Consider the following 17859-nt stretch of genomic DNA (forward strand, 5'->3'; position numbering starts at 1 on the left):
ACATCAACTACTGAGGGAATCATGAAGAAACTCACTACCGCCCTGCTTGCCGCCGGGTTCGTCCTCTCCGCTTCCGCCTGCGCTGCACCGCAGCTCACCACCGCACAGACCTGCGACCGGATCAGGACGGTTGTCTCGAACCCCACGAACTCCGTGGGCAAGACCGGCATGACCCGCCTGGCCAATCAGATCCGTCCCATCGAGGCCGTGTCCTCGGACGAGCTGCGCCCGGCGCTGCAGGCCATCCTGGAATACACGGACGAGTCCGCCAAGGAAACCCCGGACGAGGCGAAGCTCACCGAGCTGAAGACCGGCTACGAGCAGGCCGGCAGCACCTACAGCAGGTTCTGCGGCGGCCAGTAGCCCGCACTCCTACACGTCTGGCGGCCACGGGCGGGGTACTCCTCCCGACCCGTGGCCGCCTTTTGTGTTGGAAAAACAAGTCCGCCCCTGCATAGATGCGGACGAATCCGGCTCTGCCCCGTTTTTCCTGGTAAGGCAGCTACAGGCCCCAAGCTTGGGAAAACCTTGGGCGTGCAGCGTCCGACCCCGCACCCGAGGGGTAAAAACGAAGCCTGACTCTCAGGTTGCTCCTGCGTTTCATAGCGTGCAGGCTGCAGACTGTTCCTGTCCCTGAAGCAGAAGGTAGCCGCGAACCGCCGCTTCAGAACTGCCGGGTCCGGGAACGCATTCCCCCCATGTACTCCGGACCCGGCGGACAATTACCTCACGAACTCTTGATCCGAACCTGCGACGACGGTGTCAGGTTCTTGAGCTGTGTCCCGGACCATTTCATTGAGAATCGCAGGACGGCGTGGACAACTGGATGAGGTGGCTGCATGACGGAGGAGGACCCGAACGCGGGCCAGGACCTTCCGGTACTGGACGACGGCGCGCTGCAGGACCTCACGGAGGAAGCCGGTGAGGAGGTAGCGCAGAAGTTCATGGAGGAGTATTTGGTGATGCTCCCCGTACGGGCCGCCAAGATCTTCAAAGGTCTCACCCGCGGCGATACAGACACGACCCTTGAGGCCATCATCAGCCTGAGGGCCAGCTCAGGGATGGCCGGTGCGCAGCGGCTCGAGGCCTACTGCCGCAGCCTTGAGAGCGCGCTGAAGCACGGGCACAACCCGGACATGACGGCAGTGAAGGCAGTACTGTTCGCCAACATCCGGCAGGTAGTCCGGGAAGCATCCAGACGTGGCCATCTGCCGCCTAAATCCCACGGAACGTCGGGTCCTTGAGCTGCAGCCACACTTTCCCCTGCCAGGCGTGCCCGGCCCCGGCATTGCCGCAGGAGTCAGCCGACGGGGCCCTGGCAGAGATGCTGCGGAAGAACAAACGTCTACGTGGGCGCAACGTGGATGAGGGAGTACCAAGCCAGGTCAATTTTCTTGATCCAGTATTGATCAGTTGCCGCTATGCCCTTGAGTCACGTGGAGGAGATTGTTCTCAGCAGGAGCGCTACCAGACAGGACCGGAATGAATTCCGGCGGGAGAAAGGGAGTCCAGCAATGACAGTCCGGCCAGCGACGAACAGCACCAACGAGGTCTCCGAAGACAAGCCCGCGACTGCGTTCATGCCGGATAGCCCAGCTCCATCGACCGGCATCCCGGAGCCAACTCCCGCTTCCAAGCAGCGGAAGCTGGCCCTCCCTGAGGTCTTCCCCGTATACCCATTCGTCTAACCATGCGTCCTGACGCGGTGTGGGGCCGGCGGCGACTGGGGGGGAGTTGCCTACTCTCGGAGGTACTCGTCGCCACCGGCCAAATACAGTTTCTCTTGGAAAGCCGGCTCGCACCCGAGTAGCCGGTACCCGAATCCGGCCCCTTTCCACCACCCGGCTCCGCAGGCGAGGCTGTCGGCACGTCCATGGGTCGCCAGCCAGGATGCAAAAACACCCCGGCCCGAAGACCGGGGTGTAACTGTGGAGCTAAGGGGATTCGAACCCCTGACCTCTTCGATGCGAACGAAGCGCTCTACCAACTGAGCTATAACCCCGTGGCGCCGTTTTCCAGAGGAACTTCAACGCCGGTTTCCCTAGGCTACAAATTTTCTTGCCGGTTTGCCAACCAGGCCTCAAATGTCGTGTGTCCGTAACGCTGTTCGGGCACCAGGTTCTTTCCGTCACGCAGAAATCTGCCCATCTGTCCGGGCAGCGGCAGTTCGGTCACGAGGCCCCTGGCACCGGTTACGCGCTTCCAGGCGCCTGCCAGCGATCCCATGCTCAGCACCTCCGGCCCGCCGATTGTCCGCAACGCGTGGGCGTCACTGGTCGGCGGTTCCAGCGCGGCTTTCAGCAGCGCCGACGCAACGTCGGACGGGGCGATCGGCTGGAACCGGGCGCCTTTGATCACCGGCACGAGGCCAATGCGGATACCCGCACCGAAAATCCCCGCCACCAGGCTGTGGAACTGCGTTGCCCGCACAGTGCGCGTGTCGAGCGGCGACCGGGCGTACACGCCCTCTTTGTCCGCTTTTGATCGGTAATACGTGAGGGCGCTGCGGTCACAGTTAGCGATGGAAAGCTGTACGGCCCGGGCCACGCCAGCCGCCGCGGCTTCGCCCAGCAGCAGCGCGCCGCCGGCCGCGTAGTGCCTGAGTGCTTTGCCGGTCCGCGCTTCCAGGCAGTCGATGACGACGTCGGCCCCCGCCAGCGCTTCCGGCACCCCTTCTCCGGTGGTGACATCCGCGCGGAAGTACGCGGCGCCGTCGTAATACTCCCGTGCGTCCAGGAGCGGCGGGTTCCGAGTCAGAACGGCGACGGAGTGCCCCAGTCCAAGCGCCTGGCGCACCACTTCACGGCCAGCCTCACCAGTGCCGCCGGCCACGCAGATTCGGCTCATCCCGGCGCCGCCTGGGCCGGCATGGATGTCAGGCTACGCGCGGCGGCGCTGCAGGACGTCATCAAGGTTGCTCAGCGCACTCTGGGCCTTGGTCAGCGGCTTGGCGGGCGCGGCATTCGGGGAAGCTGCAGGAGGTGCGGCGGCCGTACCCTGCTTGAGTGAAGGCTTGCCCACGGACTTCGGCGCCTCGGGCAACGCCAGCGGCTCGGGCGCCGGACGCTCGGCCTTGGCCGCTTCAACATATGTCGGTCTGGGAACCTCCACCGGATCCCAGCTTGCTTCAGGAGCCACCGGGCCCTGCACAGGCGCGGCGGCGCTTTCGTCGCCGGCCGCGAGGGCAACTGCCAGTGCAGCCTCGCGCAGTTCCACTGCGGTGAGGGGCTTGGGCTTGGGCGCCTCTGCCTCGGCGTCGAAGAGGGCGCTTTCCCGAGGTTTCACGGGCTCCGGGGCGGGTTCCGTCTCCGCGGGGGGCACGACGGACGACTCCCGGCTGACGGGCGAGCCCATGGCCGCCTTAAAGGCGGCGCTGACTTTCCTGCGCCGGTCACGGACGGCAAGCCGCCGCAAAACCACGACGGCGGCAACACCGGTCAGGAACGCCACGGCCGGAACCCAGGGGTTGCCGAGCCCGAACAGCCGCAGGACTCCGGCGACAATCGCCGTCAGGAAGGACAGCAAGCCGACGAAGGCGATCGCCGTCCGCCCGTAGCGGATCCGAAAAGCACCGGCCTCCATGGCGGCAGGCCTATTGCCGGACGGACCCGGGGTGAGGCCTGTTGCTGGTTCGCTGCTCTTCCTGGTGTCCATGCGTTTCTCCTGCTGGGCGGCCATATACACGATCGTCCCGGCTTGCGGGTTTGCAGTTTCGGCGTCGGCGTTTTCCAACGTCAGGTCTCCGGCAGCCTGGAACTGATGCCGGCCGTTGCGGAGCACGTAAGGGGCAACCCAAACGATCCAGAGCGCAACAGCAGCCACAAGGATGACTGAGCTGCTAAGGGGGAAGTCCACACACAAAACCGTATGAGGAATGTTGGGGCTGTTGTGGCATTCGTCTCGGTGTGTCGCGGCCGAGCTTCAAATCATTGGACTTATGCACAGAACCCGGCCCTGACCAGCGGCTCCGCCGGTGAGCGGTCAGGCGGGCCTGACCCGCAGCCAGCGGCTGAGGAGGCCTTCCGGAACTTCCTCTGAAGTCAGGGCGAAAGAGCGGTGGTCTGCCCATTCCCCATTGATGTGCAGGTACCGCGGACGGTAGCCCTCGTCCCGGAAGCCGAGCTTTTCCACGACCCGCAGGCTGGGTCCGTTTTCGGGCCGGATGTTGATCTCCATCCGGTGCAGGCCAAGTGTCCGGAAGCAGTGATCGGTCGCCATCGCCACCGCCGTGGGAGCGATCCCGTGCCCGGCCCGCGCTTGATCCACCCAGTAGCCAAGCGTCGCCATCAGGGCTGATCCCCACACAATGGAGGAGACCGTCAGCTGTCCCACGATGACGGGGTCACGGTGTCCGGGTGTCCACTCCGCGATTACAAAGGGCAGCGCCGTGGCCTGGGCCGCCTGGGTGTTAAGTGACCTGACCATCTGGCGGTAATCGGGCAGCGAGCCGCCCGGGATCGGATTGGAGGCCTCCCAGGGCGCCAGCCAGTCGCTGTTGCGGGAACGGACCTCTGTCCACTCCTTCCGGTCCCGGTACCTGATCGGCCGCAGGACAAGGTCCCCGCACTCCAGCGTGACCGGCCAGATGTGGCTGACCCTCATGAAGGGTTACTTGGACAGCCGGGCGGCAACTTCCGGAAGCCAGGCACGCAGACCGGGTCCGAGGTCGTCGCTGTCGATGGCGAGCTCCACGCAGGCCTTGAGGTAGCTAAGCTTGTCCCCGGTGTCGTAGCGGCGGCCGCGGAAGACCACGCCGTACACACCGCCGCCTTCACCGTCCCGGCTGGCCAGTTCCTGCAGGGCATCCGTCAGCTGGATCTCGCCACCGCGGCCAGGTTCGGTCTTTTCCAGCACATCGAAGACATCAGGGTGGAGCACATAGCGGCCTATGACAGCCAGGTTGGAGGGGGCCTCGTCGACGTCCGGCTTCTCCACGAGCTTGTTAATCCGGACAAAGCTTTCGCCATCAATTGCGGAGATGTCCGCGCAGCCATAGGCGCTGATCTGGGAAGGCTCCACCTCGATGAGGGCTACCACTGAACCGCCGGTCTTAGCCTGCACATCGATCATGATGCTGAGGAGATCGTCGCGGGCGTCGATGAGGTCGTCACCGAGGAGAACGGCGAACGGCTCGTAGCCCACGTGCTGGCGCGCACGCAGCACCGCGTGGCCCAGGCCCTTGGGGTCACCCTGGCGGACATAGTGGATGTCGCCCAGGTTGCTCGCGGCCTGGATCGACTCCAGCTTGGCCGTGTCGCCCTTGGCCTCCAGCGTCGCTTCCAGGGCCGGGACGCGGTCGAAGTGGTCCTCGAGCGCGCGCTTGTTGCGTCCGGTGATCATCAGGACGTCGCTCAGGCCAACCTTGACAGCCTCCTCGACGACGTACTGGATGGCCGGCTTGTCAACCACCGGCAGCATCTCCTTGGGCATGGCCTTGGTGGCAGGCAGGAACCTGGTGCCGAGCCCAGCAGCGGGGATTACGGCCTTGCGGACTGAACAATTAGTGGAAGTCACTGGTCTAATCTATCCGAGGGAACATTCATACGGTAAATGCATCCGGCATCGGCCCGGCCGCCTGCCGCTGCGACAAAGGATGACATCCATGCCAACAGGGACCATGCCGTCGAAGGACGGGATCCGTTCACGGCACCGGCAGATCCGGGCCACGATGACAGCAACAGACCTCTCAATCGCCGGCGACGGCATCGCCACCCATGGGCTGCCGTGGGCCGAAGCCATCGCCGCGGGCAAGCCTGCCACGTTCACCGCCTACCTCGGCGTCGATTTCGAACCGCCAACCCTTCCGCTGCTGCACGCACTGCATGAGGCCGGCCACAGCATCCTGCTCCCGGTCTGCGAACCGGACCGGGAACTCAGCTGGGTCTTCTGGACGCCGGACAGCGAGTTCATCCGCAGCAGGTATGCGCCCATCCAGGAACCTGCCGGTGAGCGCCACGGCCTGGATACGGTGCGGACTGCGGCCGGAATGTTCATGCCGGCAACGGCGGTGGACCGCAGCGGCAACCGGATTGGACAGGGCGGCGGCTATTACGACAAGTTCCTGGCTGCAGCCAACGCCGGCGGCCTGCACCTTCCGAAGGCCGCCATCATCTATGACTCCGAACTCCTGCCCGCTCAGTCCATCCCGGCTGAGGACTTTGACCGTCCCGTCGAGGCAGTCCTCATGCCCTCAGGGCTGGTAGCCTTCGCGTGACCTCGCCCGGGCGGGGTGATAGAATTGGCACTCAGGCCCTGCGACTGCTAATGGAGGCATTTCCGCCGCGGTGATCCGTCAAGGAGAATCCGGGAAATGAAGCCAGGCAGCACGGGACCTGTCGTTTGTCCAAGAGGAGGATCTACAGTGCCCACGTATGCCTATGCCTGCAAGGATTGCAGCCATGCTTTCGACATCGTGCAGTCTTTCACCGACAGCACTCTGACGTCCTGCCCCGAATGCCAGGGCACGCTGCGCAAGAAGTTCAACAGCGTCGGCGTGGTCTTCAAGGGCTCCGGCTTCTACCGGACTGATTCGCGCGACTCCAAGGGAAGCACCGTCTCGCCCTCCCCCGCTGCGTCAGCGCCGGCCGCCCCGGCAGCCTCCTCGTCATCTGCATCATCCGCTGCCCCGGCAGCTGCGGCCGCGAGCTAGACGGATTTCTGCGGCACCGGCCGCCTTCAAGCTAATAGAGTCCGGCCGGGATTACCCGGCCGGACTCTATTGCTTCGGCCGGGTTTCCGCCGGCCTCAAGCGTCGGTGCGGGCAGCCTTCCGACGCGCCTCGGAGCGCCTTTTCCACATACGCCTGCCTGCACCTGTCGTGAGGCGAGGGATGGCCACTAGCGTGGCGGCATGCCAGCTACCGGAATTTTCCCTGCAAGGGCATCCCGCCCGGCCGTTCGTCCCGGCCGCGGCAGCACATTGCCCGGTTCTGCCGCCCGCCCGCGCCCGCGCGGACGGCGCTTCGCGGGATGGCTGAACCGTAACCGCCGTCTTGCCGTGGCACTCCTCCTCTGCGCGGCCGCGGGGATCGCCGTCCACCAGCTCACTCCTGCCCCTGCCCAGACCGTGAGTGTCCTGGCCGCTACCCGTGACCTTCCAGCCGGAGCGAACCTGGCCGGAACTGATGTCAGGACCGTCAGCGTTCCGCCGGCCATGGTGCCGGACGGGACTTTCGCGGACAGCTCCGGAGTGGACGGCAGGCAGCTGGCAGTGCCGCTTCGCGAGGGGCAGCTCCTTACTGATGCGCAGCTGGTGGGGCCAGGCCTGCTGACGGGGGCGCCGCCCGGGTCCGCTGCGGTGCCGCTGCGGATGGCGGACCCGTCATCCATCCAGCTGGTGTCTCCCGGACAACTCGTGAACGTCGTCCTGACAAGCGGCAACGGTTATGAGCAGGCATCAGCCTCGAAGGTGCTCGCCACGTCAGTTCCCGTCCTGTGGACCTCCGGCCAGGAAGGCCAGGCCAGCCAGTGGCTTGCTGCCGGGGATTCGGACGGGCTGCTGGTGGTGGCCGCCACCCCTGCGCAGGCCAGTGCCTTGGCGGGGGCGTCAACCCAGGGAAAGCTGTTTTTCGTACTGGTGGGATCCGGTGCCCGGTGAGCCGGCCCGTGCGATTCCCCTGGCTGGTGGGAATCCTGTCGCTGGCAGGCATCCTCCCGCTCGCGGGATTCCGCAGCGTGTTTGCCCGGTTGCTCAGCCCCAGTGCGGGGGCTTCTGCTCCTTCAGCCAAGCGTCGTGGTCGTTGCCGGATTCTGCGTCGCCCCAGGTCCGGGGATCGTCCTCGGCTGCCCTCTTGGGGACCACGCCGGTCCTCGGCTGCCCGCCCGTCTTGGCGCGGCGAGACGTTGCGGGCGTCTCCTGGCTTACGGACTGCGCATTCTTGCGCTCGGTCTCATCCTTGCGCCCGGTCCCGTTGTTGCGCTCGGCCCCGCCGTCGGATGTCACAGCGGGCCCTCCTTCCGTTCCGTGCCTGGCCGTTCCAAGCCGGGCCCAGAGCCGAAGCCTACTCCGGCGCGGGCTGCGTCGGAATCGGAATCGTCCCTGTCGCCGTCCGCCTGGCCGGCGCCAGCATGATCCGTATCCCTCTGGTCACCGTCCCTCTGGACACCGTCCCTCTGGTCACCGTCCCTCTGGACACCGTCCCTCTGGTCAGTGTCCCTCTGGTCAGCGTCGCTCTGACCGGCGCCCGCCAGATCAAAGTCGCTCTGGTCAGCGCCTGTCGGATCAGCGTGAGTCTGGTCCGCATCCGAGGAGTGCGCGTCCGCCAGGACCGCCTCGGCGGCGCCCTGGTCGGGTGCTTCCCGGCCGCTCTGGTCCGCATCGTGACCGTTCGGGTCGTCACCGAATCTGCCGTCTGTGTCTTGGTACGGGCCCTCCTCCCCCTGTTCGGGCTCCAAGTCGCCCACCGCAAGGGTACTGACGTCGTCATCCAGGAAGAATCCCGGCGCCCCCACGGAACGCAGCGCAGGGGCAGGCTTCTCAAGCCCGAGGTACCCGCCGATCCTGTCGGCGCAGGCCGAAGGATCTGTGAAGACCTCGATGGTCCACAGCGGCATGTACCGCCAGCCGAGCCGCTCCAGCAGCTGGGGGCGCAGCCGGCTGCGTTCCCGGACTGTCATCTGCCGGTACTGCTCGGTGCCGTCCGATTCGATGGCTACCGGGCGTGGAATGTCGGCTTCGTCCTGGCCCATGGTGCTGAGCGGGTCGGCCGCGGCCACTACGTCGATTGCGCCGTCGTACTGGTGCCATACGCGGGCACCGCGGGCACGCAGCCGGTCGCCGAGATCAGCAACCAGCGGATCAGCGCCCAACGCCTGTTCACTTGCCGCTGCCCTGGACGCAGGCGTCCCCAGGTCCGTGTTGCCGGAGATCTCCCGGTCCAGAAGTTCGAAGAGATCGACGGCGCCGTGGGCCAGCCGTGTCCGGTCAAGGTCCTCCGGTTTGAAGCACGTCAGGACGTGGAGCGACTGCCGTGCCCGGGTCATGGCCAGGGCGAACTTGGCCCGGCCGCCCTCGGTGGACAGCGGACCGAAGCTGTGCAGGGCGCGGCCGTGCGGTGTCCGCCCGTAGCCCGGCGAGAAGATCACGCGGTCGCGGACCAGCCCCTGGGCACGCTCCAGGTCCACAACCCGGAAGGATTCATCACCTGCCGTGAAGAATCCGGACAGCGACGGATGGTTGGGCAGCTGCAGCCGGATGGACTCGCCAATCCGTGCCGCGTGCCGGAGGCTGGCGGTCACCACCGCCAGCGATGTCCGGGGACGGAGCCGCGCGTGCTCGAACACGAGCTCCACCACCCGGTTCACCTCGGCCACCACCGATTCGACGCCCTCGTGGTCGGCGCTGGGCAGTCCCGTGCCGTCGGGCAGGTACTCCACCGTCAGGGCACGGTCCAGTCCCGTGGCCGACTGCCCTTCGGGGAGCCGGCGGAGCCGTCCGTCGTAAAAGTTCTTGCTCAGCTGCAGCACCAGGTCCTCGTCCACCGCGCGGTAGACAGAGCGCAGCGGCGCCGTCGGCAGCACTGCCGAAAGTGCGGTGAACGCGCTTTCGACACTCTGGTGCGACTGTTCGCCGGCGGCAAGCCGCTCCACGGCAACGGTAAAGGTGCGGGGGCTGGCGATCCTGTCGTCGCCAAAGGCGATCACCTGCTTGGCGCGGGCGACGGCCGGGAGGACCGCCTGCAGCGAGGTTGCTTCGGCGTCGAGGATCACCACAGCGTCAAACTTCTGCTCGGCAGGCAGGAGGCCGGTCATGAGGTAGGGGCTGACCGACCAGACTGGCACCAGCATGGGGACCAGGCCCGGTGCCTGCGCCGTCAGCGCGGCCAGCGTGACCCGCCCGTCCTTGAGCAGGCTCCGGAGCAGGTCCGCCTGGCGGGCATGCTCCTCGATGCCCGCGCGCCAGCGCTCAGCCAGCTTCCACCGCAGCCGCCCGGCACCGCTGGCGATGTGTGCGTTGTCCGCGAGCCGGTACTCGGCCTCCAGCTGGCGCAGCGCATCGCCGTCGGACATGGCCAGGTAGTCGTCACCGCTGATCATCGCCTCGAGCGCCGACTGCCACCAGGCCAGGTCAAGTTCGGCAGCGACGGATTCGGCGCCGACCTCGCGCTCCGAGAGGTCTGCCAACAGCTCCCCCAGCCCGTGCTCGCGCATGTTTTCGATGAGCAGGGTGCGCTCGGGCAGGGTCTGCAGCGTCTGTGTGTCCGCGACCAGCCGTTCCAGACGCTCCATGAGCTCCGGGTACGGAATGTTTTCGAGCGAACCGCCCGCAGCCGTGTGCCGCAGGGCATCACCCAGCATCTTCATCTCGCGGGTCAGTCCGCGGTGCATGATGCTGATTTCCGCGAGGCCGGACGGCACCGCCGGATGCCGCTGTGTGGTGGCGTATCCGGCCCACTGGGCGCGCTGTTCCTGGACCAGCACCAGCGAACTGTGAAGATCGGCAATGTGCACGCCCGGGCGGACGTATTCCTTGGCCACCCGGCGCAGGCGGGACCGCTGCATGGAGGCCATGTCGATGCCGCGTTCCCTGCGCCAGGACGAGGACGCCGTCGCGGAAATCAGGTCGGTCACGGGGCGGTCAAAAATGTCCGGGGTGAATTTGTCCAGGCTTTCGCGGACGGCCACCAGGAGTTTGAGCTGGGAGCCCCATTCGGCGAAGGTGGTGCCCAGGCGGATTTCGGCGTGGCTGGCCACGTCCTTCATCCGTTCCTGCAGCAGCGGCAGCTTGTTCGCCACCGCACGCGCCAGCTCCTGCGCTTCCTCGGTTTCCTTGCGGGTCACCAGCCGTGCACCGTGCCAGGGGCTGGTGGTCGATGCCCTGCTGAACGCACCGAGTTCGGCGGCGCGCTTCAGCCGGCCGGCCAGCTCCTCGCGGTCCAGGATGCTGTCCAGGACGCTGCGCTTGAGGCGGACGGTGGTGGCGGGGGCGGGCTGGATGGATGTCAGCTCCGCGAGCGACTGCATGGCCTGGTACGGCGAGCAGCCCCACCGCTGCCGCACGTTGTGCAGCGACGCGACGTGGTCCACCAGCGCATGGCGGTGCTCGGTCAGCGTCTTGTGCAGGCTCCCGAGCTGCGGCTGCTGGGCCTTCTCATTGCGCACAATGGCACGCACCAGCTGGCCCTTGAGCTGCTGCGGTGTTGCGTTTCCGGACAGCTGGAAAAGGATGGAGTCCAAGCCCAGGTTTTCGAGGCGTCCGGCCACTTCGTTGAGACTGGCACGCCGGTCCCCCACCACCAAGACGGTTTTGCCTTCGTCCACGAGCGCACCGATGGTGTTGATCGCCGTCTGCGTCTGGCCGGTGCCGGGCGGGCTGCTCACCACCAGCGAATCCCCTGCCCTGACGGCGTCGATCACATACTGCTGGTCGGCGTCGGCGTCCAGGAGAAGCAGCTCCTCGGCCGGGTCCCGCTCGTCCACGCTGGGAAAGCGCCCGGGCTGGAGCGCAGGCACATCGGCGATTTCGCCGGACGCGGCCTTGGCCAGCGAGGCCACCAGCGCGTTCTGCCCGTTGATCCACGGATCGTCAAGGTTGCCGGAAAGGTCCGCGAAGGTCGAGACGAGCAGGTTGTGCTCCACGTCAGCACCGTGGATCGGCTTGACCAGGGTGCTGATCCGGTCCAGCACGGGCAGGGGGTCGAACCGGGCTGTGCTGTACGCCATCCGTGTCACGGCGTTGACGTCGAACACGATCCCGTGGATGGTTTTCAGGTGCCGGACCAGGGCCGGATTAATGCGGGCCTGCTCCGTGAGCTGAAGTTCGTAGTCGTCTTCCCCGGGGCGGATGGTGAGCGACATGGCCGTCAGCATCACCGGCGCCGAGACGCGCTGCGGTTTCCCGCCCACGGCGGAGGTCCACACCACGGTGCCAGCCGAGAAGTACCCGGCCTCGATGCCGCGGTCATTGGCCAGTTCGAAGATCTTCGAGCGCAGGTTCCGGCAGGCCCGGGCGGCCACGACGTACTGCTGCTGGTCGCGGATCAGCGTGGAGAGCCGCGTCCGGCGACCGGCCATGAGCTGCGCCAGGCCCGAAGGGTGCGCGTGGGTGAGGTCGATGGAACCCTCGGGCGTTTTGGTGAAGCGCAGCATGGTGTCTGCCCCCGTAACGGGCTTGAGCCCGGACAGCCACTTCCTGAGCTCCTCCGAACCCTCGGAGTCGACCTGACCTACTGACACTACTGCCTTCTTTTCTGAGCTTGCGCGTGACGCCTTGGACCATACGGGCATAGTTTCGAGCGTAGCCGGAAACCGCCGCGGTTGAGAGACCGCAACACTGGGTCGGCCCAAGTTGCGGCGCATTTCGCACCGTTGCCCGCCATCCCGGATCCGATACCCGGGAATGCAAAATGGCCGGCCTCCCTGCGGAGGCCGGCCATTTTCACAACGCTATTCCCACTCGATGGTTCCCGGCGGCTTGCTGGTGACGTCGAGCACCACGCGGTTGACGCCGTCGACCTCGTTGGTGATTCGGTTGGAGATCCGGGCCAGCAGGTCGTAGGGAAGCCGCGACCAGTCGGCCGTCATGGCGTCCTCGGACGAGACGGGGCGCAGCACGATCGGGTGGCCGTAGGTACGGCCGTCGCCCTGGACACCCACGCTCCGGACATCCGCGAGGAGAACCACGGGCATCTGCCAGACGTCGTTGTCGAGTCCGGCAGCGGTCAGTTCTGCGCGGGCGATGGCGTCTGCCTTGCGCAGCAGGTCCAGGCGTTCCTTGGTGACCTCGCCGACGATGCGGATTCCCAGGCCGGGGCCGGGGAACGGCTGGCGGCCAACGATCTCCTGGGGCAGGCCGAGCTGGGCGCCCACGGCGCGCACCTCGTCCTTGAACAGGGCGCGCAGCGGCTCAACGAGCTCGAACTGCAGGTCCTCGGGCAGTCCGCCCACGTTGTGGTGGCTCTTGATGTTCGCTGCGCCCTCGCCGCCGCCGGATTCGACGACGTCCGGGTACAGGGTGCCCTGCACGAGGAACTTGATCTTTTCACCGTGTGCAGCTGCCTCGGCGATGATGGCCAGTTCGGCTTCTTCGAACGCACGGATAAACTCGCGGCCGATGATCTTGCGTTTGGTCTCGGGGTCGCTGACGCCGGCCAGTGCGGCCTGGAAGCGCTCCTGCTCGTTGGCCACGTAGAGCTTCACACCGGTGGCGGCAACGAAGTCGCGCTCCACCTGCTCGGCCTCGCCTTCGCGAAGCAGCCCGTGGTCCACGAAGACACAGGTGAGCTGGTCGCCGACGGCGCGCTGGACAAGGGCTGCGGCAACAGCGGAGTCCACACCGCCGGAGAGGCCGCAGATGACACGGGCATCGCCGATCTGCTTGCGGATGCGCTCCACCTGCTCCTCGAGGATGTTGCCCGTGGTCCAGTTCGGTTCCAGCTTGGCGCCCTTGAACAGGAAGTTCTCCAGGACCTGCTGGCCGTAGGCCGAGTGCTTTACCTCGGGGTGCCACTGCACGCCGTACAGGCACTTCTCCTCGTTGGCGAAGGCGGCAACTTCAGCGCCCGCTGTAGTGGCCAGCACCTCAAAGCCCTCGGGAGCCTCGTGTACGGAGTCACCGTGGCTCATCCAGGTGTTCTGGTGCTGCGGCATTCCTTCGAGGACGGAACGGCCTTCGCCGAGGATGGTGGTCTGGGTGGAGCCGTACTCCCGCAGGCCGGTCTTGTCCACCTTGCCGCCGAGGGCGTTGGCCATGGCCTGGAAGCCGTAGCAGATACCGAAGACCGGAACACCGGCCTCGAAAAGGTCGGCGCCGACGCTCGGGGCACCATCGGCATAGACGCTGGCGGGTCCGCCGGAGAGGATGATGGCGGCGGGGTTCTTGGCCAGGAGCTGCTCAGTGCTGTAGGTATGCGGAACCACTTCCGAATACACATTCGCTTCCCGGACGCGGCGGGCAATCAGCTGCGCGTACTGGGCACCGTAGTCAACAACCAGCACCGGCTTCTGGGAAGTTTGGGATGCAGTGGGAGTAGTCACCGTACTAGCCTACTTTGCGTGATTGCCCCGACGCATCTTGAGCGGGCCCGCTGTGACGCACGGAACGCTGATCAGCAGCGGTTGGGATCAGTAGCGGCTGGCGGCCTGCGGGTTGGCGGCGAGTTCGGCCTCCACTTCGGCGTGGAACTTCTTCTCCACGATGAAGGACAGGAACGGGACCACGCCGCCGAGTGCCAGCAGGATCATTTTGGCGAACGGCCAGCGCATCAGCGTCCAAAGCCGGAAGTTGGACATGAGGTACACGACGTACATCCAGCCGTGGACGATGAGAACGGTCACGGACACGTTGAACCCGCCAAGGACGCCCTTCGGTTCCGCCTGCGCGAAGCCGAAGCCGAACGGCTGGCCGGTCAGGGCGTCCGTTCCGCCGGCGAAGAGGTACTGGCCGAAGCCGTAGCGGGCCACCAGCTCCGCGCACAGCAGCAGCAGCATGGCACCCGTGAGGTAGGCCATGACCTTGTAGAACTTCAGGGCGGAGCGGATCTGTGCCTCCGTGCCGCCGAAGCGTCGCTTCTTCGCCGCCCCGGTGGGGTTCGAGGGCTGGATGGCCGGCTTGGGTTCGATCATGGCTGTACCTTTTGTTGGATCTCGTTGGGTTGGGTATTTTCTGGCCCGTCGTGGCTGTGGCCACCGGCGTCGTGGTCCTCGGCGTCCTCGAGGCTTCTGCGGTAATCGTCCTTGACCAGCCGCCACCAGATGAACAGGGCAAATCCGGCGAAAACGATCCACTCCACGGAGTAGAACAGGTTCAGCCAGTTGACCTTCTCGGCCGGCGGCTGGGCAGGGATGCTGAGCGGCTCCAGGCCGCTGCCGGCGGCAGCACCGACGTCGGCCGTTCCTGACTTTTCCGCCGTGGCGGAAACGAACGCGGGGTAACTGCTGACGTTCCAGGCGTTGATGAGTTCAGCCACGGAGACTGCCGACGCGTGGCCGGGTTCAGGGGCCGCGTTGGGCACCGGAGCTTCGGACGGCAGAAGCCGTCCGGTCAGCCTGATAACGCCCGACGGCGGAGCGCTGGCGTCAGCGGGGTCAGCGATCCAGCCGCGGGCCACCGGTATGTAGGTTTTAGGTGAGGCTGCCGCGCCCTTGAGCACCGGGGCGTCCGTCACGGCGAAGGCCGTGACCACCCAGTATCCGGTCTTGCCATCCTTCAGCCGGCCCGCAACCAGGACCTGCTTCGCCGGGTCGTAGGTGCCGGACGCCTCGACCATCTGGTCCGCCACCGAACCACGGAAGAAGTCACCGGGCTGCAGGGTTTTCGTTAAGGCCTGGACCTGCTCCGTGGCGGGGTTGACAGGTACTTCGGGCTGCGTGGAACGGCCGAACTGCCACTGACTCAGGAGCACAAAGACACCCGAAACGGCGATCGCAAAGACCAGGCCTGCGATCCACCGGGGCTGGAGGGCTGTTTTCCACACCCCTTAACGTTACTTCGTCCTTGTGTAGAACAACGAAACGAGAATGCGAAAGGGCCTGCCCCTAGAGTGGGGCAGCGGGGTCCCTGCGTGGCGACGAAGTCGACACGAAAGGGCCTGCCCCAATCTCTAGTGGTCGAAGAAGACCAGGCTTGAGTTGATGAGCTCAGCGATGACCTCGGCGTCGTAGGCCCGGCGCAGCGATTCGCGGAACGATTCCTTGGACAGCGACCTGGCCAGGGTGGCGAGCACCTCAAGGTGGTCGGAGAACGAGCTCGCCGGCGTGGCAATGAGCAGGACCACGGTGGCCGGGCCGTCAGAGGCGCCAAAGTCCAGGGCCTTGCCGTACTTGGTGATTCCGACGGCGATCGAGGTCTCGGAAACGAATTCGCTGCGGGCGTGCGGCAGGCCAACTCCCCCGGGCAGGCCGGTGGCCAGCTGGTGCTCACGGGCGTTGACGTGCGCCAGGAAGCCCTCGAGGTCTGAGACGCGGCCGGCATCGTAGAGTTTCCGGGCCAGCTGGCCGGCCGCATCCACTTTGTCCTCGGCATCCATTTCGAGGATCACCATGTCCGGTGTGGTGAGTTCCGCGTCGTAACGGTCCAGTGGTTCCGCCAAGTGGTGTCCCTTCAGTGAGGCCGGGGCCTGTCCGGCGGCGGTTTGCGAGCTCAGCGGAGCGGGACGATGTCCTCCGCGCCCAGCCGGGCAGCATCGGCCGATTCGTCATCGGGCTGCTGCTGACTGAGCCGTTCGGCTTCCACCCGCGCAAGGTAATGCTTGATTTCGCTTTCCCGCTGCGCATCGCTCCAGCCAAGAATTTCTCCCATAAGCTTAGCGACTACCGGGACGGCAGACACACCGCGGTCCCACGCCTCGATGGAAATCCGGGTGCGCCGGGTCAGGACGTCGTGCACGTGCCGGGCGCCCTCGTGGGTTGCCGCGTAGACAGCCTCGGCCTGCAGGTAGTCGTCCGCGCCGGGCAGCGGTTCCGCCAGTTCGGGCCGGTCCTGGATGAGCGCAAGCACCTCCGATGCCATGGATCCGTACCGGTTCAGCAGGTGCTCAACGCGTGCCACGTGCACCCCGGATTCCTCGGCAGTCCGGTTGCGGCGGTTCCAGGCAGCCTTGAACCCGCTGGCCCCCAGCAGCGGGATGGTTTCGGTGCAGCTCGGGGGCACGCGCTCGTCCATGCTGCGGGCGGCTTCGTCCACGGCATCCTTGGCCATGACTCGGTACGTGGTCCACTTGCCGCCGGCCACCACCACCAGGCCGGGCACGGGATGGGCCACGATGTGCTCGCGGGAGAGTTTGGCCGTGGAGTCGCTTTCCCCGGCCAGCAGCGGCCGCAGCCCGGCGTAGACACCCTCCACGTCTTCCCGGGTGAGGGGGCGTTTGAGGACCTTGTTGACGTGTTCCAGCAGGTAGTCGATGTCCTTGCTGGACGCCGCCGGGTGGGCCTTGTCCAGCCGCCAGTCGGTGTCGGTGGTGCCGATGATCCAGTGCCGCCCCCACGGGATGACGAACAGCACGGACTTCTCGGTCCGCAGGATCAGCCCGACCGTCGACTGGAAACGGTCCCTCGGCACCACCAGATGGATGCCCTTGGAGGCGCGCACCTTCAGCTGGCCCCGCTCGGTGACCATGGCCTGGGTTTCGTCGGTCCAGACCCCGGTGGCGTTGATGACCTGCTTGGCGCGGATGTTGAAGTGGGATCCGTCTTCGCGGTTGACCACCTTGGCGCCCACCACACGCTCGCCCTCGCGCAGGAAGTCGACGACGGCGGTCTGGTTGACCGCGTGCGCCCCGTAGTAGGCGGCGGTCCGCACCAGGTTTGCCACGTACTTGGCGTCGTCCACCTGGCCGTCGTAGTAGCGGATCGATCCGATGAAGGCGTCGTCCTTCAGGCTCGGGGCGGCCCGCAGTGTGCCCCGGCGCGAGAGATGCTTGTGGAACGGAACGCCGCGCTTGTGCCCGCCGGAAATCGACATGATGTCGTACAGCGCTATGCCGGCGCCGATGTACGGCCGTTCGACGACGTGTTTGGTCAGCGGGTACAGGAACGGCACCGGCCGGGCAAGGTGCGGGGCGAGCTCGGAAAGCAGCAGCCCCCGTTCCTGGAGCGCCTCCTTCACGAGGGCGAAGTCGAGCATTTCCAGGTAACGGAGGCCGCCGTGGATGAGCTTGGAGGACCGGGACGACGTCCCGGCGGCCCAGTCGCTGGCTTCCACGATGCCGACGTTCAGCCCGCGGGTCACGGCGTCAAGGGCCACCCCGGTGCCGACGATGCCGCCGCCGACGATAAGGATGTCCAGTTCCTTGCCCGGCTCCGCCGAAGCCTTCAGCGCGGCAAGCGCGGCCTCCCGCGCCTCGGGGCCCAACGCTCCCCTGTTCGCCGCCGGACGTTCACCGAAACCGGTCATGACGGGCCTCCATCCTCATCGAACGCTGTA

The 17859-nt window shown here is 66.3% G+C and carries 16 protein-coding genes and 1 tRNA gene; 5 read left to right on the forward strand and 12 right to left on the reverse strand.

What is annotated here, in order from left to right:
• Positions 1-21: 21 nt before the first annotated feature.
• Positions 22-363, forward strand: a complete 342-nt coding sequence (locus tag ABRP34_RS06905; RefSeq protein WP_003805240.1) for a hypothetical protein — start codon at positions 22-24, stop codon at positions 361-363.
• A gap of 476 nt (positions 364-839) precedes the next feature.
• Positions 840-1244 carry a hypothetical protein gene (locus ABRP34_RS06910; protein ID WP_353712685.1) on the forward strand — a complete coding sequence of 135 codons (405 nt, stop codon included), beginning with the start codon at positions 840-842 and terminating at the stop codon, positions 1242-1244.
• A gap of 685 nt (positions 1245-1929) precedes the next feature.
• On the opposite strand, the gene ABRP34_RS06915 is transcribed toward ABRP34_RS06910, so the two are convergent.
• The 5 genes from ABRP34_RS06915 to galU form a co-directional block, all read right to left on the reverse strand.
• Positions 1930-2002 (reverse strand) — tRNA-Ala (locus tag ABRP34_RS06915).
• Positions 2003-2046: 44 nt separating this feature from the next.
• Complete coding sequence (locus tag ABRP34_RS06920) at positions 2047-2847, reverse strand: NAD(P)H-binding protein (protein WP_353712686.1); 801 nt, start codon at positions 2845-2847, stop codon at positions 2047-2049.
• Between the two features lie 33 nt (positions 2848-2880).
• Complete coding sequence (locus ABRP34_RS06925; protein ID WP_353712687.1) at positions 2881-3855, reverse strand: hypothetical protein; 975 nt, start codon at positions 3853-3855, stop codon at positions 2881-2883.
• A 126-nt stretch (positions 3856-3981) separates the two neighbouring features.
• Positions 3982-4602 carry a GNAT family protein gene (locus ABRP34_RS06930; protein ID WP_353712688.1) on the reverse strand — a complete coding sequence of 207 codons (621 nt, stop codon included), beginning with the start codon at positions 4600-4602 and terminating at the stop codon, positions 3982-3984.
• 6 nt (positions 4603-4608) lie between these two features.
• Positions 4609-5514 (reverse strand): UTP--glucose-1-phosphate uridylyltransferase GalU, encoded by a 906-nt coding sequence (gene galU, locus ABRP34_RS06935; protein WP_003805248.1) that lies wholly within the window; start codon positions 5512-5514, stop codon positions 4609-4611.
• Positions 5515-5602: 88 nt separating this feature from the next.
• Here galU and ABRP34_RS06940 point away from each other — a divergent pair, with 88 nt between their 5' ends.
• The 3 genes from ABRP34_RS06940 to cpaB all read left to right on the forward strand — a co-directional run bounded on the left by ABRP34_RS06940 (position 5603) and on the right by cpaB (position 7596).
• A complete protein-coding gene (locus ABRP34_RS06940; protein ID WP_003805250.1) occupies positions 5603-6214 on the forward strand; it encodes a 5-formyltetrahydrofolate cyclo-ligase in 612 nt (203 codons plus the stop codon).
• Positions 6215-6361: 147 nt separating this feature from the next.
• A complete protein-coding gene (locus ABRP34_RS06945) occupies positions 6362-6649 on the forward strand; it encodes an FmdB family zinc ribbon protein (RefSeq protein ID WP_307104183.1) in 288 nt (95 codons plus the stop codon).
• 347 nt (positions 6650-6996) lie between these two features.
• A complete protein-coding gene (gene cpaB, locus ABRP34_RS06950; RefSeq protein WP_353712689.1) occupies positions 6997-7596 on the forward strand; it encodes a Flp pilus assembly protein CpaB in 600 nt (199 codons plus the stop codon).
• A gap of 93 nt (positions 7597-7689) precedes the next feature.
• Here cpaB and ABRP34_RS06955 read toward each other — a convergent pair whose 3' ends face one another.
• From ABRP34_RS06955 to ABRP34_RS06985, 7 genes are all read right to left on the reverse strand, one after another.
• Positions 7690-7941, reverse strand: coding sequence for a hypothetical protein (locus tag ABRP34_RS06955; protein WP_353712690.1), 252 nt, complete (start codon positions 7939-7941; stop codon positions 7690-7692).
• A complete protein-coding gene (locus ABRP34_RS06960; protein WP_353712691.1) occupies positions 7938-12224 on the reverse strand; it encodes an AAA family ATPase in 4287 nt (1428 codons plus the stop codon). Before ABRP34_RS06960 ends, ABRP34_RS06955 begins: the two co-directional genes overlap by 4 nt.
• 159 nt (positions 12225-12383) lie before the next feature.
• The gene (guaA, locus tag ABRP34_RS06965; protein WP_307104190.1) at positions 12384-13973 is read right to left on the reverse strand and encodes a glutamine-hydrolyzing GMP synthase; all 1590 of its coding nucleotides are present in this window, start codon (positions 13971-13973) and stop codon (positions 12384-12386) included.
• 87 nt (positions 13974-14060) lie between these two features.
• Complete coding sequence (locus tag ABRP34_RS06970) at positions 14061-14561, reverse strand: DUF3817 domain-containing protein (RefSeq protein ID WP_003805264.1); 501 nt, start codon at positions 14559-14561, stop codon at positions 14061-14063.
• A complete protein-coding gene (locus ABRP34_RS06975; RefSeq protein ID WP_353712692.1) occupies positions 14558-15412 on the reverse strand; it encodes an SURF1 family protein in 855 nt (284 codons plus the stop codon). The genes ABRP34_RS06970 and ABRP34_RS06975 overlap by 4 nt, the downstream gene beginning before the upstream one ends.
• Before the next feature lie 126 nt (positions 15413-15538).
• Positions 15539-16027, reverse strand: a complete 489-nt coding sequence (locus tag ABRP34_RS06980; protein WP_003805268.1) for a PTS sugar transporter subunit IIA — start codon at positions 16025-16027, stop codon at positions 15539-15541.
• A gap of 50 nt (positions 16028-16077) precedes the next feature.
• A complete protein-coding gene (locus tag ABRP34_RS06985) occupies positions 16078-17829 on the reverse strand; it encodes a glycerol-3-phosphate dehydrogenase/oxidase (protein WP_353712693.1) in 1752 nt (583 codons plus the stop codon).
• Between the last annotated feature and the right edge of the window lie 30 nt (positions 17830-17859).

This window comes from Arthrobacter sp. K5, from assembly GCF_040448525.1.
Classification (GTDB): domain Bacteria; phylum Actinomycetota; class Actinomycetes; order Actinomycetales; family Micrococcaceae; genus Arthrobacter; species Arthrobacter globiformis.